Here is an 18,543-nt window from a genome sequence, read left to right as displayed (position 1 = left end):
ACTAGGCTCCCTTCTTCTTCTGCTGGCGCGAGCGCTTGGTGCCTGCGGCCTGCTCGACGCTGGCCACGACCACGGTGATGTGGCTGGTGCGCTTACGGATACGGAAGGCACGACCCTGTGCACGCGGCTGGAACCGCTTCATGGTCGGACCCTCATCGGCGAAAGCCTCCGAGACGACCAGGGTGCGGCGATCCAGACCGAGGTTGTTCTCGGCGTTGGCGACGGCGCTGGCGAGCACCTTCGCGACCGGCTCGGTGGCGGCCTGCGGAGCGAACCGCAGGATGTCCAGAGCCTCGTCGACGTTCTTGCCGCGCACCGTCTCCAGCACACGACGTGCCTTCATCGGGGTGGCGCGAACGAACTTCGCGGTGGCCCGTGCGGTCTGCACGGGAGCTTCAGTCTTGGTAGCCATGATTACCGACGCTTCGCTTTCCGGTCATCCTTGATGTGACCCTTGAAGGTACGGGTAGGGGCGAACTCGCCCAGCTTGTGACCGACCATCGACTCGGAAACGAACACGGGCACGTGCTTGCGACCGTCGTGGACCGCAAAGGTGTGACCGATGAAGTCGGGGATGATGGTCGAACGGCGCGACCAGGTCTTGATGACCTGCTTGCTGCCCTTCTCGTTCTGAGCATCCACCTTCTTCAGGAGATGGTCGTCGACGAACGGGCCTTTCTTCAGGCTGCGTGGCATTTCTTACCTCCTCCTAGTTATCGCTTGTTCTTGCCGGTACGACGGCGGCGGACGATCAGCTTGTCGCTGGCCTTGTTCTTGCGGGTGCGGCCCTCGGGCTTGCCCCACGGGCTGACCGGGTGGCGGCCACCGGAGGTCTTGCCCTCACCACCGCCGTGCGGGTGGTCGACCGGGTTCATGACGACACCACGGACGGTCGGGCGCTTGCCCTTCCACCGCATACGGCCGGCCTTGCCCCAGTTGATGTTGCTCTGCTCGGCGTTGCCGACCTCGCCGACGGTGGCGCGGCAGCGCACGTCGACGCGACGGATCTCACCGGACGGCATACGCAGGGTCGCGTACGGACCCTCCTTGCCGAGCAGCTGGATCGAGGCGCCGGCCGAGCGAGCCATCTTCGCACCGCCGCCCGGACGCAGCTCCACGTTGTGGATCTGGGTACCGGTCGGGATGTTGCGCAGCGGCAGGTTGTTACCCGGCTTGATGTCGGCGTTCGGACCGCTCTCGACGATGTCGCCCTGCGACAGGCCCTTGGGAGCGATGATGTAACGCTTCTCGCCGTCCAGGTAGTGGAGCAGCGCGATACGGGCGGTACGGTTCGGGTCGTACTCGATGTGAGCGACCTTGGCGTTGATGCCGTCCTTGTCGTTACGACGGAAGTCGATCAGGCGGTAAGCCCGCTTGTGACCGCCGCCCTTGTGACGCGTCGTGATCTTGCCGTGAGCGTTACGACCACCCTTGCCGTGCAGCGGGCGAACGAGCGACTTCTCCGGATGGTCACGAGTGACCTCCGAGAAGTCGGCACCGCTCGAGCCGCGACGGCCCGGGGTAGTCGGCTTGTACTTACGAATAGCCATGAGTCTGTAGTCCCTCTCTCATTCGCGGGGCGGTCAGCTGACCGCGCCCCCGAAGATCTCGATGGGCTTGCTGTCTGCGGCCAGGGTCACGATCGCGCGCTTGGTGTCCTTGCGCTTGCCGTAGCCGTACCGGGTGCGCTTGCGCTTGCCCTGGCGGTTGGCCGTGTTGACGCTGGAGACCTTGACGTCGAAGATCTGCTCGATCGCGATCTTGATCTGGGTCTTGTTCGAGTCCGGGTGCACCAGGAAGGTGTACACGTTGTCTTCGATGAGGCCGTAGGCCTTCTCGGAGATCACCGGCGCCAGGATGATGTCACGCGGGTCTGCGTGGGTAGCCATGCTCAGGCCTCCTTCGCGGTATTCGCGTCGACGAAGGTGTTCAGCGTTTCCACGGTGAACACCAGCTCGTCGGCGTCGAGGACGTCGTAGGTGTTGAGCTGGTCCGGCGCGATCGCGTGAACGGTCGGCAGGTTGGCCACGCTCTTGCGGGCTGCCACGTCTTCACGGGACAGCACCACCAGGAACTTCTTGCGCTCGCTGAGGAGCTCGAGGAAGTTCCGTGCGGTCTTGGTCGACGGCTCCTGGCCGGCGACGAGCTCGGTCACCACGTGGATGCGCTCGTTGCGGGCACGGTCGGAGAGGGCACCGCGCAGGGCGGCGGCCTTCATCTTCTTGTTGACCTTCTGCGTGTAGTCACGCGGCTGCGGACCGTGAACGGTGCCGCCACCGACGAACTGCGGTGCGCGGGTCGAGCCCTGACGGGCGCGGCCGGTGCCCTTCTGGCGGTACGGCTTGGCGCCGCCGCCGGAGACCAGACCACGGGTCTTGGTCGCATGCGTGCCCTGACGGCCGGCGGCCTGCTGGGCGACGACGACCTGGTGCATGAGCGCGATGTTCGCGTCCTGATCGAACAGCGAGGCCGGCAGCTCGGCGCTGCCCTTGGTCTTGCCGTCGGCGGTGCGGACGTCGAGCTTCAGCTTGGTCTCGCCCTTGGCGGCCGGAGCCTTCTTGGCGGCGGCCTTGGCCGGAGCGGCCTTCTTGGTCGCAGCCTTGGCGGGAGCAGCAGCCTTCTCGGCGGTCGCCTTGGTGGCCGGAGCCTTCTTGGCGGCAGCCTTCTTGGCCGGTGCAGCCTTCTCGGCGGTCTTCTTGGCCGGAGCAGCCTTCTTGGCCGCGGTCTTCTTGGCCGCAGTCTTCTTGGCTGGGGTCTCGGCCGGATCCTTCTCGGTCACTTGTCGCCACCCTTCACAGCGTCGCGGATCACCACGATGCCGCCCTTGCGGCCGGGGATCGCGCCCTTGATCAGCAGGAGACCGGCCTCGGCGTCCACCTTGTGGACGGTGAGGTTCTGAGTGGTCACCTTGTCGTTGCCCATACGGCCGGCCATGCGCATGCCCTTGAACACGCGGCCCGGGGTGGCGCAGCCACCGATCGAGCCCGGTGCGCGGTGCACGCGGTGGGCGCCGTGGGACGCACCCAGGCCGGAGAAGCCGTGGCGCTTCATGACGCCCGCGAATCCCTTGCCCTTGGAGGTGCCGGTCACGTCGACCTTGACGCCGTCGGCGAAGAGGTCGGCTCCGAGCTCCTGGCCCACCTGGTACTCCGAGATGTCCTTGACGCGGATCTCGGTGAGGTGGCGGCGCGGGGTGACGCCGGCCTTGGCGAACTGGCCGGAAGTCGGCTTGTTCACCTTGCGCGGGTCAATGGCGCCGTAGGCGAGCTGAACGGCGGTGTAGCCGTCACGCTCGTCGGTGCGGAGCTGGGTGATGACGTTGTTGCCGGTCGCGACGACGGTCACCGGGACGACCCGGTTGTTCTCGTCGAAGACCTGGGTCATGCCGAGCTTGGTGCCCAGCAGGCCCTTCGTTGCAGTCTGGTTGCTCATTCTCGTTGCCCCCGTCACTGAATGTTGACGTCGACGCTGGCCGGAAGATCGATGCGCATGAGCGCGTCGACGGTCTTCGGCGTCGGGTCGAGGATGTCGATGAGTCGCTTGTGGGTACGCATCTCGAAGTGCTCGCGGCTGTCCTTGTACTTATGCGGCGAGCGGATGACGCAGTACACGTTCTTTTCGGTGGGCAACGGCACCGGGCCGACGACGCGTGCACCCGTACGGGTCACGGTCTCCACGATCTTGCGCGCCGAAGCGTCGATCGCCTCGTGGTCGTAGGCCTTGAGCCTGATGCGGATCTTCTGTCCCGCCACGCTGTGTCCTCTTCCGTCTGGTTCTCTCGACGAACACAACACCGCGTGAGCTCACACTCGCCCCGACCGCTCAGTGAGCTTGTCGAAATGCGAGCGGCAACGGAGCCACACAAGACCACACCTGCATTCGGCGCGATCGACGCTGTTCTGTTCGTCGTTGTACGCATCCCCGGTACCCGCGGTCGGGCGTGTCGTGTCCGTGAACCGAGTTCGGCGCACGCGTTACACGCCCGGGATCGCGTTGCGGTCCCGGTGGAGTTCATCGCCTCTCGAGGAGGCAACCGGTCAAGTATGCAATACCTCGACGTCGTAGGACAAATCGAGCCCGGAGCGGGCCCCTCGTCGATACCCGCCGAACGTCGGCGCGATATCCGATAACATTCGTTATCAGAAAAGGGGCGACCGATTCAGCGGTCCGCCTGCGCGCGCCCACGACCTTTAGGAAGATTCACGCATGCCGAACCTCAAGACGCGATTCGAGACCCTGACCGACACCCTGAAGGCCAGCAAAGCTCTCCGCGAGGCGCGCCTCACCGACCTGACGAAGCCGAAGCGCCTCGCCGACACCTTCAAGAACACCAAGGTCATCGGGCCGATGGCCACCGTCATGGCCCATCAGGCCGAGGACATCCCCGATCGGCCCGCCATCTCCGATGAACGCGGCACCCTCACCTGGGCCGAGGTCGACCGCCAGACCAACGCGCTGGCGAACACCCTGCTGGACGCCGGACTGAAGCCCGGCGACGTGGTCGGCATCATCGCCCGTGATCACCGCGCCCTGCCCCTGGCCCAGTTCGCCGCCGGCCGCTCCGGCGTCCGCCTCGCCCTGATGAACACCGGCTTCGGCGCCGCCCAGTTCGCCGAGGTCGCCGAACGCGAGCACATCAAGGCCATGCTGTTCGACCAGGAGTTCGCCGACCTCGTCGACGGCCTGCCGAAAGACCTGCCGCGGATCATCACCTGGGTCGACGACGAGAAGTGGCGCACAAAGAACAAGCACCTGCCCACCCTCGACGACGTGGTCGCGACCGGTCGCACCACCATGCCGCCGACCCCGCCCCAGTGGGGCGGCATGGTGATCCTGACCAGTGGCACCACCGGGCTGCCCAAGGGCGCCCGGCGCTCCAAGTTCTCGCCGTTCACCAGTGCTCTGCTGGTGGACCGCATCCAGTTCCCGTACCGGAGCTCGGCGGTGATCGTCTCCCCGCTGTTCCACTCCACCGGCTTCGCCACCTGGGCCGTCTGTACCGCCGGCGGCAACGAGACCGTGTTGATGCGCCGCTTCGATGCGGAGAAGACGCTGGCCGCCATCGCCGAACACAAGTCGGAGATGCTGGTCGCGGTCCCGACCATGCTGCACCGGATCCTGGCGCTCGGCCCCGATGTCATCAAGAAGTACGACACCTCGTCGCTCAAGTCAGTGGTGGTGGCCGGCTCGGCACTGTCCCCTGCTCTGTGCGAGGAGTTCCAGAACCAGTTCGGCGACGTGCTCTACAACCTGTACGGCTCCACCGAGGTCGCGGTCGCGGCCATCGCGAAGCCGACGGAGCTGCGCAAGGCGCCGGGAACCATCGGTAAGGCGCCGGTGTCGAGCTACCTGGCGCTGTTCGACGACGCCGGCAAGCGCGTCACCCGGCCGAACGTGAAGGCCCGCCTGTTCGTCCGCAACGGCGCCCCGTTCGAGGGATACACCGACGGACGCAACAAGGAGATCCTGGACGGCCACATGTCGACCGGCGACATGGCCTACTTCGATCAGGACGGTCTGTGGTTCATCGCGGGCCGCGACGACGACATGATCGTGTCCGGCGGCGAGAACGTGTACCCGCTCGAGGTGGAGAACCATCTCGCCGAGCACGACGACGTCGCCGACGTCGCGGTGATCGGCGTCCCCGACGACGAGTTCGGCACCCGTCTGCGGGCGTTCGTGGTGCCGGAGGAGGGCGCGACTCCGAACGCGGACGATCTGAAGGCCTACGTGAAGAAGGATCTGGCTCGCTACAAGGTGCCGCGCGACGTCGTGTTCGTCGACGAGCTGCCGCGCAACCCCACGGGCAAGCTGGTGCGCCGCGAACTGCCGACGGGGCCGATCGACTGAATCGTCGGCCTCCGAGCGCCCCGGGTACCATCTTACTCATGAGTAAGGAACCGAAGCCGAGCCCGACGTACGCCATGCGCAAGCGCCTGCCCGGCAACAAGCTCGGCAATGCGCTGTTCTCCCTCGGCATGGTCGCCCGGGTGCCGTACTTCGGCACCGTGCTGCCCCTGGTCGAGGAGATGAAGCCCGGCTACTGCAAGGTCACCTCGCCGAACTGGTTCGGTGTGCACAACCACATCGGCACGTTCCACGCGATCGCCGCCTGCAACCTGGCCGAGGCCGCGATGGGCATGCTGATGGAGGCGACCACACCGACCTCGCATCGCTGGATCCCCAAGGGCATGACCGTGCAGTACCTCGCCAAGGCCACCACCCGGCTGACCGCGATCGCCGAACTGCCCGGACCGGTCGACTTCGACGCCATCACCGAGGGCACCGACGTCGTCGTGCCGATCAAGGTTCTCGACACCGACGGCAACGAAGTGGTGCATTGCGAGATCACCACGTGGGTGACCCCGGCCTGAGGTGAGGCGTACCCAGTAGAGTCGATGCCGAACCTCCGGGTGTACCGCCCGGACCGGATGTGACGAAGGACGTTCAGACGTGAGCAACAAGGTCATCGATCCCCGCGCCGCCGAACGGCGCCGTTCGCTGCTGCTGATGATCGGCGCGGCACTGGCCGTCGTGATCATCGCCGCCGGCGTGATCTTCTGGGCCATCAAGGACAAGAAGGACTCCCCGGCCGCCGCGAAGCTGCCGGCCGGCACCGCGCAGCCGACCGTTCTGACCGGCGAAGCCTTCCGGCTGACCGCTGCGCCGAAGGGCACCACCCCCAAAGCCGTCGTCACGCTCATCGAGGACTTCCAGTGCCCGGCCTGCGACGCCTTCGAGAAGCAGTTCGGTCCGACCCTCGAGAAGCTGCAGTCCAATCCGGACGTGGCCTTCGACTACACGCCGATCTCGTTCCTGGACGGCTCGTCGAGCACCTTCTACTCCAGCCGCGCCGCCAACGCCTCGGTGTGCGTCGCCGAAGCCACCGGCAAGGACGGCAACTTCGACATCTGGTACAAGTTCCACAACGAGCTGTACAACAACCAGCCCCCGGAGGGCGGCGACGGCCTGCCCGACTCCGACCTGATCACGATGGCCAAGGACGCCGGCGCCGGCGACCTCACCAAGTGCATCACCGGCGGCGACTACGGCAACTGGGTCCGCGACCACACCAAGCGCGTGAAGTTCCAGTCCACCCCCACCGTCCGCATCAACGGCCAGGACGTGGACCTGCAGACCATCGCCACCCCGGCTGATCTGGAGAACAAGATCCTCGCGGCCGCGGGTCAGAAGTGAGCAGCAAGGCCGACGCCGCCGACCCCGACGTCGTCGAGACGGTCGCCGCAGAAGTCGACGACGTCGCCGAGCGAGCAGCCGGCGAACACCGGTCGCCGCTGACGGCGCTGCGCCCGATCGGCACGGCCAGCGCGTGGGTGATGCTGGTCTGCGCGGTCCTCGGGCTGATCGCCTCGTTCGACCTGTCCATCGAACGCATCGAACTGCTGATGAATCCGGACTACATCCCGTCGTGCAACATCAGCCCGGTGCTGTCGTGCGGCTCGGTCATGAAGACCGAGCAGGCGCGCTTCTTCGGATTCCCGAACCCGCTGATCGGCCTTCCGGCGTTCGCGGTCATCGTCACCACCGCCGTCCTGTCGGTCGGCCGGGTGCGGCTGCCGCGCTGGTACTGGATCGGTCAGACGCTGGGTCTCACGCTCGGCTTCGTCTTCATCAACTACCTGGCGTTCCAGTCGATCTTCCGGATCCACGCACTGTGCCCCTACTGCATGGTGGTGTGGACGGTCACCCCGATCGTTCTGGTGTTGAGTCTGTCCCGGGCCCTCGGTGACGGTCTGGGCGCACAGAAGCTCAGGGACGCGTCCTGGGTGGTCCTGGGCGCCTGGTACGCGCTGGTGGTGTTCACCATCGGCGTGAAGTTCTGGTACTACTGGAAAACTCTGTTCTGATGGCGAAGGCCTCGGTCGACCCTCGGGAAGCAGAGCGCCGCCGCTCCTTGATCGGCTCGATCATAGCCGCGGTGGTCGTGCTGGCCGTCGCCGCAGGCTTCATCGTCTGGGGCACGCACAAGAACAGCGGCCCGGAGGGCGGCTCGGCCACCCCGACGGTCGTGACCGCCGACGGCGCCCTGCGCGTCAGCAAGGCCCCGGCCGGGTCGCAGCCCGCGGTGGTGGTCTCGGTGGCCGAGGACTTCCAGTGCCCGGTGTGCCGCCAGTTCGAGACCACCTTCGGTTCGACCGTGGATTCGCTGGCCGACGATCCGCGCGTCGCGATCGACTACTTCCCGCTGGCCTATCTCGACAAGTATTCGCGTGACGAATACTCCACACGCTCGGCCAACGCGTCGATGTGTGTGGCGGAGGCGACCGCCGGCGACGGTCTCGCCGTCTGGCGCCGCTACCACGACGCCCTGTTCCAGCGGCAGCCGAACGAGGGTGGTCCGGGCATCGCCGACGACAATCTGGCCGACCTGTCCGGGGTCGTCGGAGGCCCCGGCATCGCCGACTGTGTGAAGGGCCGCGACTACGAGCAGTGGCTGGACGGTCTCACCAGCCGGGTCACCGGCCGGCCGGGTTTCGACGGCACCCCGGACGTCCGGATCAACGGACAGAAGTACGACTGGGCGGCGAACCCGGATCCGTCCGCGTTCCGCGCCGCGGTCGAGGCCGCCCTGGCCGCGCCGCACTGACCGGGAGTCACCGACCTCATGGCCAAGAGTGATCGCGCGACGTCGTTCGGCGCCCAGAGCGGCAACTACGAGACCGGGCGGCCCGACTATCCGGCCGACTCGGTCGACTGGCTCCTGTCGGGGCTGCCGCCGCCGCCGCGCATCGTCGACCTGGGTGCCGGCACCGGCAAACTGACCCGCGTCGTGGCCCAACGATTTCCCGCCGCCGCACTGACCGCCGTCGATCCGGACGCCGAGATGCTGGCGACCCTGTCCGCGTCCCAGCCGGACGTCGCCACCGCCGTCGGCAGCGCGGAGCATCTTCCCCTGCCCGACGGTTCCGCGGACGCGGTGATTCTGGGCCAGGCATGGCACTGGGTGGATCCCGACGCCGCCTCGCGGGAGATCGGGCGGGTGGTGACCCCCGGCGGGCTGCTCGGTCTGATCTGGAACATCCGCGACAGCCGCGAGGAGTGGGTGGCACGCATGACCGCTGTCATGCATTCGAGTGACGCCGAAGACCTGATCGCCGGCGGCGGACCGAGCGTGGCGGCACCGTTCGGCCCGGTGGAGACGAGATCGTGGGAATGGTCGCGCCCGATGACCCGTGAGCGCCTGCATGCGATGGCCGCGTCACGCAGCTATCTGATCACCGCGCCCGACGACGAGCGGGCGCAGATCGTCGCCGATCTGGACGCTCTGTTCGACGATCTCGGTCTGCGCGGTGACCGGACGATCGACCTGCCGTACGTGACGCACGCGTATCGCGCTATCCGTGAAGGCTGACCAACGGTCACTTCTTCTCGCAGGCGATACCGTCCTTGTCACGATCCAAGTGCGAGTTCCTGTTGTACAACGCCTTGTTAACCCGAAAGTTCTTCACAGGCCGAGTCCGCCCCGTCACGTGATCACGTGCACCCGGTCGGCCGACACCGTGGCGGTAGTCCTTGTTCAAGGCCGTGCAGTTCTTGTACTTGATCGGTGCCGCATCGGACGGCGCCGCCGCCACGAACATCATCGAACCACCGAGTGCCACTGAGGCCGTGAGTACCGAGAGCGTCTTCTTCATTCCTGGAACGCTACAACACCGCCGCCCGACCGACTGTGCCATCAGCTGATGGCACAGTAGTGTGATCGGCGACCCGCTTCACCATCACGGAGGTTCTCGATCCATGCCCACTCGCCAGCCGTCCGGTCGCTCCGGCCCCCTCGCAAGCGTCCGCGTCATCGAGTTCGCCGGCATCGGACCGGGACCGCATGCCGCGATGCTGCTCGCCGATCTGGGTGCCGACGTCGTCCGCGTGCAGCGTCCGGGTGATCTGCCGAAAGAGGGCGCACCGGCCGACGCACTGCTCCGCGGCCGACGCGTGGTCGAGGCGAACCTGAAGAACCCTGCCGACCGGGAGACGATCCTCAACCTCGTGAAGAAGGCCGACGTCGTCGTGGAAGGCTTCCGTCCCGGCGTGATGGAACGTCTCGGCTTCGGCCCCGACGACCTGCACGCGGTCAACCCGGCGCTCGTCTACGGCCGGATGACCGGATGGGGCCAGGAAGGGCCGCGGGCCCAGCTCGCCGGTCACGACATGAACTACATCGCGCTGACCGGCATGCTGCATGCCATCGGCCGCGCCGACGAGAAGCCCACACCCCCGCTGAATCTGGTCGGCGACTTCGGCGGCGGTTCGATGTTCCTGGTCATGGGCATCCTCGCCGCACTGGTCGAACGCGGCGTCTCCGGTCAGGGTGACGTGATCGACGCGGCCATGGTCGACGGCGCGTCGGTCCTGGGACAGATGATGTGGGCGTTCCGCGGCACCGGCATGTGGCAGGACAAGCGCGGCGCGAACCTTCTCGACACCGGCGCCCCGTTCTACGAGGTGTACGAGACCTCGGACGGCAAATGGATGTCGGTGGGCGCACTGGAGCCCCAGTTCTACGCCGAATTCATCAAGGGCCTGGGCGTGGACCCGGAGTCGTTGCCGCATCAGCTCGACATGAGCCGCTGGGACGAGCTGCGGCAGACGTTCATCGACACGTTCAAGACCAAGACCCGCGACGAGTGGGCCGCGATCTACGACGGCACCGACGCCTGCGTGGCGCCGATCCTGGACTGGAAGGAGGCGCCGCAGGATCCGCATCTGGCGGCCCGCGGCACCCTCGTCGAGATCGACGGCGTCACCCAGGCGCAAGTGGCGCCCCGGTTCTCACGCAGCACCACCGAGACCCCCACCGCCCCCGATCGCACCGCCACCGATCCCGCCACCCTTTGGCAGGACTGACCACGCTCACGGACCGCGCTCGGTGAGCCTGTCGAAGCGAGAACTCCTTTCGACAAGCTCAAGGAGCGTACGACAAGCTCAAGGAGCGTACGGCGAGCCCACCACGCTCGTTGAGCCTGTCGAAGCGAGTCCTCCGATCGACAGGCTCAGGGAGCGGAGGGCTCGAGGAGCGTAGGGGCGCGGGGGACGCATGGCACCCTGGAACCGTGCACGACCCTCTCGCTCTCCCGTACGTCCATCGCTCAACGATCGTCTTCGACGTCGTCATGGCGGTGGTGTTCGGGCTGGTTGCCGGCTCCGTCGAGTGGACACACACCTCCACCGCCGCCGGTGTCGCCACCGTGCTGATCGCGGTGGCGATCGCCGTCCGCGACGTGTGGCCGTCCGTGATGATCGTCCTGGCCGTCACCTCCGCGATCCTTCAAGTCGCCACCACCGACGTCGCCGTATTCGGCAGCCTGGGCTTCGCCCCACTGTTCGCCATCACCGGTGCACACCCCGACCGCCGAGTGCGGCGACTATCACTCTGGGCGGGCCTGGCCGGCGCCGTCGCCTCCGCCATCGTCATGCCGTTGACCTACCCGAACGGGGAGGCCTCCTGGACACAAGGCGTCGTGATCGGGTTCATCGGAGCGCTCCTGGTGTGCGTCGGCGGCTGGGTGTGGGGTTTCACCCGATACCAGCGGCGCAGCGTCGAGCAGGCACGGGTCACCGAGACCATCGCCGAACTGGAGCGCAAACGGCTCGTCGACCTGTACGACGAGCAGACGGAGCGGTCACGTCTGGCGCGCGATATGCACGATGTGGTCGCCCACTCGCTCGCGGTGGTGATCGCGCAGGCCGAAGGCGCCCGGTTCGCGTTGAAGTCGTCGCCGGAGGACACCGACGAGGCGCTCGGCGTGATCGCCGATACCGCGCGGGAGGCGCTCGGCGAGGTGCGTGACGTCTTGCAGCAGTTGCGCGACGACGACACTGCGGCGCAGTCGACGGCCGCGGACCGCGAACAGCTCTACACGCGGATGCGTGCGGCCGGTATGGATCTGACCGCCCAGGAGGTCGGCGACGCCGAGAAGGCTGATCCGGCGGCGGCACGGGTCGCGCACCGCGTCCTGACGGAGGCTCTCACCAACGCCCTCAAGCACGGCGATCCGGCATGTCCGGTCTCGGTGGTCCACGACTGGACCGACGGCACGCGGCTGACGGTGCGCAACACGATCGCCGCCACGCCGGCGGCGCGGTCGACGCCCGGCGCCGGCCACGGCATCGTCGGCATGTCCGAGCGCGCGTCCACGGTCGGCGGCCGGCTGTCGAGCCGTGCCGACGGCGAGGCGTGGGTCCTCGAGTTCGTCGCGCCCGCACGTGACAGGGTGGTGTCCGTGGACTCCGAGGAAACGTCGTCATGATCCGGGTGGCCCTGGTGGACGATCAGCCGTTGTTCCGCGGCGGCATCGCGATGATCCTGCGGAGTCAGCCGGACGTCGACGTGGTCGCCGAGGAGTCGTCGGCGATGAATCTGACCGCGATGATCGACGACGCCAAGCCCGACGTGGTGCTGATGGACGTGCGGATGCCCGGCATCGACGGGATCACCGCGACCGAACAGGTGACGGCACGGCTCGGCGACGACGCCCCGAAGATCCTGGTGCTCACCACGTTCGACGTCGACGAGGCGGCGGCGTCGGCGATCGAGGCGGGGGCGAGCGGCTTCGTGCTGAAGGACGCCCAGCCGGACTTTCTGCTCGCCGCGATCCGGGCGGTCGCCGACGGCAGTCAGGTGGTCGCGGCGTCGGCCACGCGTCGGCTGTTCGAGCGTCATCGCCCGCGCGGCTGCACGCCGGGACCGGACTACGAGCGTCTGACACCGCGGGAGCGGGAGATCCTGGTGCAGGCGGCGCGCGGACTGTCGAACGCTGAGATCGCCGACGCCGAGGTGCTGTCGGAGGCCACCGTCAAGACTCACGTGTCGCGGATCCTCACCAAGCTCGGGCTCCGCGACCGTGTGCAGCTGGTGGTCTACGCCTACGAGCACGACCTGGTCTGACGTTCCCACGGGTGGGGGACGACCCCGACCTGCTCGTGCGCCGCGTACACCGGACGATGTACACGGTCCCTCGCTGGATGTATCGCAAGTCCAGTATTGCGACGGATGTGGCGGGGGTGGTGCGCTCCCTAGCGTCGAAGACATGAACAACTCACCCCTCTCCGGTCCTGCGCCGGCGATCGCCACACCCCGTCCGACCCCGGCCGTCACGGTCCGCAACGTGCGCCGCATCTACGGCGACGAAGCCAACCCGGTCCACGCCCTCGACGACGTGTCCCTGAATCTGAACCGCCGCGAGTTCACCGCGATCATGGGGCCGTCGGGGTCGGGCAAGTCGACGCTGATGAACGTGATCGCCGGACTCGACGACGTCACCTCCGGCCAGATCACCGTCGGCGACACCCCCATCACCGGCCTGACCGACACCGCGCGCACCCTGCTCCGCCGCCACCACATCGGCTTCGTCTTCCAGTCGTTCAACCTGGTGCCGACGTTGACGGCCGACGAGAACATCCGGCTCCCGTTCGTGCTCGCCGGGCGGACGATCGACGCCGACACCCAGGCCTGGATCGCGCACCTCGTCGGCTCGCTCGGACTTCGGGACCGCCTCGATCATCTGCCGTCGGAACTGTCCGGCGGCCAGCAGCAGCGCGTGGCGATCGCCCGCGCGCTGGCGACCCGGCCGACGATCATCCTGGCCGACGAACCGACCGGCGCACTGGACACCCGAACCAGCCGCGAGGTGCTGTCGCTGCTGACCACCGCGGCCCGCGAATACGGTCAGGGCATCGCGATGGTCACCCACGACCCGGTGGCGGCGTCGTACGCCGACCGGATTCTCGTGCTGGCCGACGGCCGCGTCGTCGGCGAGTACGGCCATCTCGATCCGCGACAGATCTCCGATCTCCTGATCAACCTGGAGGTGAAGGCATGAGAGCCACCAGTTCCCGCCTCGTCGTCGGCAAACTGCGGGAGGTCTCCACGATCGGGGTGGTCGCCGCTCTCGCCTCGACCTACGCCACCGTCCTGTACGGCACCGCCGACACCCTCAACCGTGTCGGCGAGGATTCCGGCGGCAGCGTGGGCCTGATTCTGAAGGTCGTGGCCCCGGTGTTCATCGCGATCGCCCTGTTCGTGTCGGCGGTCGTCATCAGCAACGGCGTCGACACCGTGATCGCCGGACGCACCCGGCAGCTGAGTCTGCTCCGGCTGATCGGTGCAAGCGGAAGCCAACTGCGAAGCGGTGTCGTCTCCGCGGTCGCCCAGGTGGCCTTCGCCGGCGCTGCAGGCGGTGTGGTGATCGGCACGGTGATCAACCTCGTCACACGCTCGATACTGCTGCACCGCCACCTGATCCCCGCCGCGCACTACCGTCTGCTTCCGACCGGAGCCCTGATCGGCGCCCTGATCGTGGTGATCGTCGCGGTGGCCGCAGCAGCGGTCGGTACCCGCCGGCCGTTGGGTGCCACGGCACTGCGCGGGGCCGCCCCGGTCCGCGGCCGCCTCCGGGGCGTCGTCGCCGTCGCTCTGATCCTGGGTGGCGCGGCGCTGCTCGCGCTGGCCTGCGTCCTGGGTGAGACCGGCAGCCTGAGCGGGTTCTTCACCACGTTCCTGGGTGCGGCCACCGTCGGTGTCGGCGTGATGATGGGCGGACCGCTGATCATGCCGCGCCTGGTGGCCGGCTTCGCCCGGCTCGCGGGGTCGGGACCGGCGGCCCTGGTGGCCCGCAAGAACGCGATGAGCGATCCCGGCCGCACGTCCCGGTCGACGATCGGCCTGCTGATCGGCGTCACGCTGATCACGACGATCGCCGCCGGCATGAGTTCCATCACCGATTCGGTGCACAGCTGGCGCGGCCTCAAACCCGATGACATCCATCAGGCCGAGCAGGTGCTGTCGACGGTGTCGGCGGTGATGATCGCGATGATCGCCATCTCGGCACTGATCGCGGCGATCGGTTTCGTGTCGACCATGTCGCTGACGGTGATCGGCCGGACCCGCGAGATCGGCATGCTGCGCGCGATGGGCTTCACCGGCCGCCAGGTGCGATCGATGATCACCCTCGAGTCGCTCGCCCTCTCCGGCACGGCCGCGGTGCTCGGCCTGGTGCTGGGGGTTCTCTTCGGCGCGGTCGGCAGTCAGTCGCTGGTGGGCTCGCAGACGTCCGGGTTCATGGTCGGCCTGCCCTGGGCGACGCTGGCCGCGATCGTTGCAGGCACTGCGGTACTCGTCCTGGTGGCGGCGCTTCCGCCGAGCCGTCGCGCGGTGTCGGTGGCCCCGATCGAGGCACTCGCCGTCGCCTGACCCCGCACCTCACCCCTGCCCTACTGGGCCGTAGACTCGGGGGCATGTTCATCGACCGGTTGGCCAAGTTCATGTCCGGAGCGCTGATGTTCATGGGCACCCTCCACTTCCTCGCACCGAAGCCGTTCGACGCGATCGTCCCCGAGGAGTTGCCGGGCGATGCGCGCAACTACACGTACGCCTCGGGTGTGGCCGAACTGGGCCTGGGCGCGGCGCTGCTGCCGAAGCGCACCCGCAGCACGGCAGCGGCACTCGCCGCCGCCCTGTTCGTCGCGGTGTTCCCGGCGAACGTGAACACCATCCGGATCTTCGTCGACAAGGGTCCGCTGCTGAAGTGGATCGCCTGGCTGCGCCTGCCGCTGCAGCTGCCGATGATCGCCGCGGCGATCGCCGTCTGGCGCGGTTCCCGGCGTCCGGCGGATGAGACCGTCGTCGACGGCTGATCAGCGCGACCGGTAGTACGCCCGCTGCTCCGGTGCCAGCCGTTCGACGGCATAGCTCAGGGCCGTCCGGCCCATCCGTGCCGCGTTCTTCTCCAGGTACCCGGTCAACACCGTCTCGTCGACGCGCTTGCCGGCCTCACGCAACATCCAGCCGAGCGCCTTCTGAATCAGATCGCGGCGGTCGTCGACGACCAGTGGGGCCACCGCGAGGATCGCGTCGGCCGACCCCGACTCGATGAATGCGAACGTGCCGATGATGCCGACGCGCCGTTCCCACAGGTCCTCCGAGGAAGCCCAGTCGAGCAGTTCGCGGTGATCTCCCGCATCGACGAGCCACGCACCGAGAATCGGCCGGGCGGACGAGTCCACCAGGTCCCAGTTGTTCACCCGGCCCCGACGGACCGCGCGGCGGTACAGGTCGGTGACCGCGGCCCGATCGGCGGCACGCGCCGAGAAGCGTTCGGCGAGGGTGAACAGCGCGAGCGCACGGACCTCGTGCACCGGATCGTCCAGCAGGGCGTCGAGCACCGGAAGCGGGAGCTCGCGCAACCGCTTCGAGACGGTGCGCAGCACCGGTACGCGGACACCAGCGAAGACATCACCCTCGCCGTACTCCCCGGGCCCGGTCTTGAAGAACCGCTGAGCATGCTCCGCCTCCTCCGGATTCCCCAAGGCGCGAACCGTGTCGGCGATCTCCGCCGCGGAAGAAGCCGCTGTCAGAGGCGGCACCGTCATTGCCCGGCCACCGGTTCGATCCGGGTCAGCAGCCAACGGCCACCGAGTCGCTGCAGGGTGGCCCAGCGCGACACCCCGACGTGCTGAACCGGCTGTCCGGGCAGAGTGATCGACTGGTCGGCGAACACCATCACGCGCGCCCGCGTCCCGGAGGACGCGTCCACCGCGACCGCCTGCACCGCCGCGGTCATCGATGCCCCCGACTCGGTCGCCCCAGCCAGGACGACGTCCGGGCCGCGACCGCGGTAGTCGGCACCGAGTACTCCCCCGAGCTCGCCGTCCACCTCGGCCCGACGCTGCGCGGAATCGTCGGGCGTGAAGGTCATCAGATCCTGCACCGAGGAGGCCGCTGCGGCGGCGACCGCATCCCGGTCGCGAACCTCGCCGGAGCCCGGCCGAAGGGCGATCAGAACGCAGACCAGGGCGACCACGAGCGCCACAGCGGTGACCGCCGAAGTCCACACGACCACCCGCCGGTCGGCAGGCACCAGACGGCGCGTCATGACGGTTGCTCGGTTCCGGCGACGAGCCAGCGGTCACCGACCCGCCGCAGCGTGACGTCCACCGTGACACGGGATTCGTCGGCCGCCGCTCCGATCAGCGTCGGATCGCTGGCCTGCGCCACCACCACGACCTCCGCGGCGTCGCCGTGGCGGGACACGAGACCGGCGGCCAGTACGATGCCGGTGGCCGGACGGGTCAGCGCGGTGACGGCGTCGTGCAGCTGCGGCCGGACCCTGTCGAGCCGGTCCCGCTGGTCCCCGGTGCTGACGTCCAGGATCCGGTTCACGTAGCCGTCGGCGTCGGCGGGGTCGGCGGTCAGCATGGTGGTGATCGCCTCGGCGGCCGCGGTGCGCGACGCGTCGTCGGCGTCGAGCCGGTGCTGCGCGGCACTTCGGGACACGACCGCCCACAGCGCCGTGACCAACAGGGCCGTCACGACCGCGGCGGCCGCGACGCCGAGCAGCCGAACCCCGGCGCGGCGCCGTCGGCCGCGGGCCCGCAGATCATCGGCCGCGCCGATGCGGGCGAGCCGCTCCTGCCGGACGGCGTCGTCGTAGGCGGCCTGTGCGTCGATCCGCATGCTCATCGGAGTTCGTCCACCCCGCTCAGCAGCCAGCGCCCGTCGGTGTGGACGAAGTCGGCGTTCACCGACTTCACCCGCGTCTCCGGCTGTCCGGCCGTCGGCGTCACGACGACGCGAGCGACGACCACCGCGGTTCCGGCGTGCTCGTCGACGGACACGACTCCCGACGTCAACGGCTCCCATCGCACCGAGGCGACGCCGGCCGGTGGCTGCCCGGTGAGGCCTGCCGCCACCGACGACGCGAACGGTTCGGCCATCAGCGCCCGCGCCCGCTCCCGATCCGCCGTCCACGTCGAAGCGTCGGCGGAGAACACGTCGGCGACGATCGTGCCCGCCTGCCCGGCCAGGGCGTCGGAGGTGGCTGCACGTTCGGCGACCGGCGACCGCCAGGCGAGGGCCGTGCCGGCGACCACGGCCGCGATCACCACCGCCGCCACGGCGGCGGCCGTCCAGATCACCGGCGATGAACGACGGCGCCAGCGTCGGTCGAGGCGGTTCACGACACGAACTCCACGTTCGAGAGCTTGAGTTCGCCGTCCTCCGGGGTCACCGTGACCCGCAGCCGCAGTTCCTGGTCCAGTGGTGCGCCGGCCTTCTGCCGCACCGAGGTGCCGGCGACCACCAGGACGACGGCAGAGCCGTCCCGGCGATCGGCGAGCGCGGCGCCGTCGATGGTGGTGGTGCCGCGCGAGCCCTGCTCACCGACATAGCGCGTGTAGGAGTCGGCGGACTGGGCGAACGAGTCGTAGAAGTCACCGGTGGCGCCGGCGAGGATCTTCTCGGCACGATCCGGATCGGAGGCATCGGCGGTCAGGAGCAGCGAGGTGCGCTGCTCGGCGGCCCGTACGTAGTCGGCGTCGCTGTAGCCGCCGATACGGTCGACGGCCCGCCACACCGCGATCCCGGCACCCGCGACGGCCAGCACCGCCACGGCGATCAGCGCGAGCCGCGACCAGAGCGGCAGCCGCGAACGGAGGCCCGCGCGCACCTGGGCGGTGGCGAGCTCGTCCCACGCACGATCACGTCGTGTGCGGGCGCTGCGCCACTCTCCGATCCGGGTCACGTCC

25 protein-coding genes are annotated in these 18,543 nt (G+C 68.4%); 12 read left to right on the top strand and 13 right to left on the bottom strand.

Going from position 1 to position 18,543, the window contains the following annotated elements; translation table 11 throughout:
• Position 1 precedes the first annotated feature (1 nt).
• From rplV to rpsJ, 7 genes are all read right to left on the bottom strand, one after another.
• A complete protein-coding gene (rplV, locus tag QM774_RS13870) occupies positions 2-412 on the bottom strand; it encodes a 50S ribosomal protein L22 (protein WP_414976433.1) in 411 nt (136 codons plus the stop codon).
• Between the two features lie 2 nt (positions 413-414).
• Positions 415-696, bottom strand: a complete 282-nt coding sequence (gene rpsS / locus QM774_RS13865; RefSeq protein ID WP_414976432.1) for a 30S ribosomal protein S19 — start codon at positions 694-696, stop codon at positions 415-417.
• Between the two features lie 17 nt (positions 697-713).
• Positions 714-1,550, bottom strand: coding sequence for a 50S ribosomal protein L2 (rplB, locus tag QM774_RS13860; protein ID WP_414976431.1), 837 nt, complete (start codon positions 1,548-1,550; stop codon positions 714-716).
• A gap of 33 nt (positions 1,551-1,583) precedes the next feature.
• Positions 1,584-1,889: a 50S ribosomal protein L23 gene (gene rplW / locus QM774_RS13855; RefSeq protein ID WP_414976430.1), complete on the bottom strand. Its 306-nt coding sequence runs from the start codon at positions 1,887-1,889 to the stop codon at positions 1,584-1,586.
• A 2-nt stretch (positions 1,890-1,891) separates the two neighbouring features.
• The gene (gene rplD / locus QM774_RS13850) at positions 1,892-2,527 is read right to left on the bottom strand and encodes a 50S ribosomal protein L4 (RefSeq protein ID WP_414976667.1); all 636 of its coding nucleotides are present in this window, start codon (positions 2,525-2,527) and stop codon (positions 1,892-1,894) included.
• A gap of 248 nt (positions 2,528-2,775) precedes the next feature.
• Positions 2,776-3,432: a 50S ribosomal protein L3 gene (gene rplC, locus QM774_RS13845; RefSeq protein ID WP_414976429.1), complete on the bottom strand. Its 657-nt coding sequence runs from the start codon at positions 3,430-3,432 to the stop codon at positions 2,776-2,778.
• Positions 3,433-3,446: 14 nt separating this feature from the next.
• Positions 3,447-3,752, bottom strand: coding sequence for a 30S ribosomal protein S10 (gene rpsJ, locus QM774_RS13840; protein ID WP_003938093.1), 306 nt, complete (start codon positions 3,750-3,752; stop codon positions 3,447-3,449).
• A gap of 454 nt (positions 3,753-4,206) precedes the next feature.
• Between rpsJ and QM774_RS13835 the strand changes: the two genes are divergently transcribed.
• The 6 genes from QM774_RS13835 (at position 4,207) to QM774_RS13810 (ending at position 9,373) form a co-directional block, all read left to right on the top strand.
• Positions 4,207-5,850: an acyl-CoA synthetase gene (locus QM774_RS13835; RefSeq protein ID WP_414976428.1), complete on the top strand. Its 1,644-nt coding sequence runs from the start codon at positions 4,207-4,209 to the stop codon at positions 5,848-5,850.
• A gap of 38 nt (positions 5,851-5,888) precedes the next feature.
• Positions 5,889-6,374, top strand: a complete 486-nt coding sequence (locus tag QM774_RS13830) for a hotdog fold domain-containing protein (RefSeq protein WP_414976427.1) — start codon at positions 5,889-5,891, stop codon at positions 6,372-6,374.
• A 79-nt stretch (positions 6,375-6,453) separates the two neighbouring features.
• The gene (locus tag QM774_RS13825) at positions 6,454-7,197 is read left to right on the top strand and encodes a DsbA family protein (protein ID WP_414976426.1); all 744 of its coding nucleotides are present in this window, start codon (positions 6,454-6,456) and stop codon (positions 7,195-7,197) included.
• The gene (locus QM774_RS13820) at positions 7,194-7,868 is read left to right on the top strand and encodes a vitamin K epoxide reductase family protein (protein ID WP_414976425.1); all 675 of its coding nucleotides are present in this window, start codon (positions 7,194-7,196) and stop codon (positions 7,866-7,868) included. Before QM774_RS13825 ends, QM774_RS13820 begins: the two co-directional genes overlap by 4 nt.
• Positions 7,868-8,608 carry a DsbA family protein gene (locus tag QM774_RS13815; protein ID WP_414976424.1) on the top strand — a complete coding sequence of 247 codons (741 nt, stop codon included), beginning with the start codon at positions 7,868-7,870 and terminating at the stop codon, positions 8,606-8,608. Before QM774_RS13820 ends, QM774_RS13815 begins: the two co-directional genes overlap by 1 nt.
• Positions 8,609-8,626: 18 nt before the next feature.
• The gene (locus QM774_RS13810) at positions 8,627-9,373 is read left to right on the top strand and encodes a class I SAM-dependent methyltransferase (RefSeq protein WP_414976423.1); all 747 of its coding nucleotides are present in this window, start codon (positions 8,627-8,629) and stop codon (positions 9,371-9,373) included.
• Positions 9,374-9,380: 7 nt separating this feature from the next.
• Here the strand turns inward: QM774_RS13810 and QM774_RS13805 are convergent, their stop codons facing one another.
• Positions 9,381-9,656, bottom strand: a complete 276-nt coding sequence (locus QM774_RS13805; protein WP_414976422.1) for an excalibur calcium-binding domain-containing protein — start codon at positions 9,654-9,656, stop codon at positions 9,381-9,383.
• Positions 9,657-9,759: 103 nt separating this feature from the next.
• Here QM774_RS13805 and QM774_RS13800 point away from each other — a divergent pair, with 103 nt between their 5' ends.
• The 6 genes from QM774_RS13800 (at position 9,760) to QM774_RS13775 (ending at position 15,654) form a co-directional block, all read left to right on the top strand.
• On the top strand, positions 9,760-10,866 hold the full coding sequence (locus tag QM774_RS13800; RefSeq protein WP_414976421.1) for a CaiB/BaiF CoA transferase family protein: 1,107 nt from the start codon (positions 9,760-9,762) through the stop codon (positions 10,864-10,866).
• A gap of 206 nt (positions 10,867-11,072) precedes the next feature.
• A complete protein-coding gene (locus tag QM774_RS13795; protein WP_414976420.1) occupies positions 11,073-12,269 on the top strand; it encodes a histidine kinase in 1,197 nt (398 codons plus the stop codon).
• Entirely contained in the window at positions 12,266-12,907 is a 642-nt protein-coding gene (locus QM774_RS13790) for a response regulator transcription factor (protein WP_414976419.1), read from the top strand. The genes QM774_RS13795 and QM774_RS13790 overlap by 4 nt, the downstream gene beginning before the upstream one ends.
• 142 nt (positions 12,908-13,049) lie before the next feature.
• Positions 13,050-13,841, top strand: coding sequence for an ABC transporter ATP-binding protein (locus tag QM774_RS13785; RefSeq protein ID WP_414976418.1), 792 nt, complete (start codon positions 13,050-13,052; stop codon positions 13,839-13,841).
• Positions 13,838-15,211, top strand: a complete 1,374-nt coding sequence (locus QM774_RS13780) for an FtsX-like permease family protein (protein WP_414976417.1) — start codon at positions 13,838-13,840, stop codon at positions 15,209-15,211. Before QM774_RS13785 ends, QM774_RS13780 begins: the two co-directional genes overlap by 4 nt.
• Positions 15,212-15,255: 44 nt before the next feature.
• On the top strand, positions 15,256-15,654 hold the full coding sequence (locus QM774_RS13775) for a hypothetical protein (protein ID WP_414976416.1): 399 nt from the start codon (positions 15,256-15,258) through the stop codon (positions 15,652-15,654).
• Here QM774_RS13775 and QM774_RS13770 read toward each other — a convergent pair whose 3' ends face one another.
• Genes QM774_RS13770 through QM774_RS13750 form a run of 5 tightly spaced genes read right to left on the bottom strand, consistent with a single transcriptional unit; the run spans position 15,655 to position 18,539 of the window.
• Positions 15,655-16,389, bottom strand: a complete 735-nt coding sequence (locus QM774_RS13770; protein ID WP_414976415.1) for a DNA alkylation repair protein — start codon at positions 16,387-16,389, stop codon at positions 15,655-15,657.
• Entirely contained in the window at positions 16,386-16,892 is a 507-nt protein-coding gene (locus QM774_RS13765; RefSeq protein ID WP_414976414.1) for a hypothetical protein, read from the bottom strand. The genes QM774_RS13770 and QM774_RS13765 overlap by 4 nt, the downstream gene beginning before the upstream one ends.
• Complete coding sequence (locus tag QM774_RS13760) at positions 16,889-17,479, bottom strand: hypothetical protein (RefSeq protein WP_414976413.1); 591 nt, start codon at positions 17,477-17,479, stop codon at positions 16,889-16,891. The genes QM774_RS13765 and QM774_RS13760 overlap by 4 nt, the downstream gene beginning before the upstream one ends.
• Positions 17,476-17,976 carry a hypothetical protein gene (locus QM774_RS13755; RefSeq protein ID WP_414976412.1) on the bottom strand — a complete coding sequence of 167 codons (501 nt, stop codon included), beginning with the start codon at positions 17,974-17,976 and terminating at the stop codon, positions 17,476-17,478. The genes QM774_RS13760 and QM774_RS13755 overlap by 4 nt, the downstream gene beginning before the upstream one ends.
• Positions 17,973-18,539, bottom strand: a complete 567-nt coding sequence (locus QM774_RS13750; RefSeq protein WP_414976411.1) for a hypothetical protein — start codon at positions 18,537-18,539, stop codon at positions 17,973-17,975. Before QM774_RS13750 ends, QM774_RS13755 begins: the two co-directional genes overlap by 4 nt.
• Positions 18,540-18,543: the final 4 nt, after the last annotated feature.

Source organism: Gordonia sp. (in: high G+C Gram-positive bacteria), assembly GCF_047600565.1.
Classification (GTDB): Bacteria; Actinomycetota; Actinomycetes; order Mycobacteriales; family Mycobacteriaceae; genus Gordonia.
This window is presented reverse-complemented; position numbering and strand designations above follow the sequence as displayed.

What these genes read in the sequence shown, in the direction of transcription:
- rplV (WP_414976433.1), bottom strand. Translation starts at nt 412, where the DNA reads ATGGCTACCAAGACTGAAGCTCCCGTGCAGACCGCACGGGCCACCGCG.
- rpsS (WP_414976432.1), bottom strand. Translation starts at nt 696, where the DNA reads ATGCCACGCAGCCTGAAGAAAGGCCCGTTCGTCGACGACCATCTCCTG.
- rplB (WP_414976431.1), bottom strand. Translation starts at nt 1,550, where the DNA reads ATGGCTATTCGTAAGTACAAGCCGACTACCCCGGGCCGTCGCGGCTCG.
- rplW (WP_414976430.1), bottom strand. Translation starts at nt 1,889, where the DNA reads ATGGCTACCCACGCAGACCCGCGTGACATCATCCTGGCGCCGGTGATC.
- rplC (WP_414976429.1), bottom strand. Translation starts at nt 3,432, where the DNA reads ATGAGCAACCAGACTGCAACGAAGGGCCTGCTGGGCACCAAGCTCGGC.
- QM774_RS13835 (WP_414976428.1), top strand. Translation starts at nt 4,207, where the DNA reads ATGCCGAACCTCAAGACGCGATTCGAGACCCTGACCGACACCCTGAAG.
- QM774_RS13830 (WP_414976427.1), top strand. Translation starts at nt 5,889, where the DNA reads ATGAGTAAGGAACCGAAGCCGAGCCCGACGTACGCCATGCGCAAGCGC.
- QM774_RS13815 (WP_414976424.1), top strand. Translation starts at nt 7,868, where the DNA reads ATGGCGAAGGCCTCGGTCGACCCTCGGGAAGCAGAGCGCCGCCGCTCC.
- QM774_RS13810 (WP_414976423.1), top strand. Translation starts at nt 8,627, where the DNA reads ATGGCCAAGAGTGATCGCGCGACGTCGTTCGGCGCCCAGAGCGGCAAC.
- QM774_RS13805 (WP_414976422.1), bottom strand. Translation starts at nt 9,656, where the DNA reads ATGAAGAAGACGCTCTCGGTACTCACGGCCTCAGTGGCACTCGGTGGT.
- QM774_RS13800 (WP_414976421.1), top strand. Translation starts at nt 9,760, where the DNA reads ATGCCCACTCGCCAGCCGTCCGGTCGCTCCGGCCCCCTCGCAAGCGTC.
- QM774_RS13790 (WP_414976419.1), top strand. Translation starts at nt 12,266, where the DNA reads ATGATCCGGGTGGCCCTGGTGGACGATCAGCCGTTGTTCCGCGGCGGC.
- QM774_RS13785 (WP_414976418.1), top strand. Translation starts at nt 13,050, where the DNA reads ATGAACAACTCACCCCTCTCCGGTCCTGCGCCGGCGATCGCCACACCC.
- QM774_RS13780 (WP_414976417.1), top strand. Translation starts at nt 13,838, where the DNA reads ATGAGAGCCACCAGTTCCCGCCTCGTCGTCGGCAAACTGCGGGAGGTC.
- QM774_RS13775 (WP_414976416.1), top strand. Translation starts at nt 15,256, where the DNA reads ATGTTCATCGACCGGTTGGCCAAGTTCATGTCCGGAGCGCTGATGTTC.
- QM774_RS13770 (WP_414976415.1), bottom strand. Translation starts at nt 16,389, where the DNA reads ATGACGGTGCCGCCTCTGACAGCGGCTTCTTCCGCGGCGGAGATCGCC.
- QM774_RS13765 (WP_414976414.1), bottom strand. Translation starts at nt 16,892, where the DNA reads ATGACGCGCCGTCTGGTGCCTGCCGACCGGCGGGTGGTCGTGTGGACT.
- QM774_RS13760 (WP_414976413.1), bottom strand. Translation starts at nt 17,479, where the DNA reads ATGAGCATGCGGATCGACGCACAGGCCGCCTACGACGACGCCGTCCGG.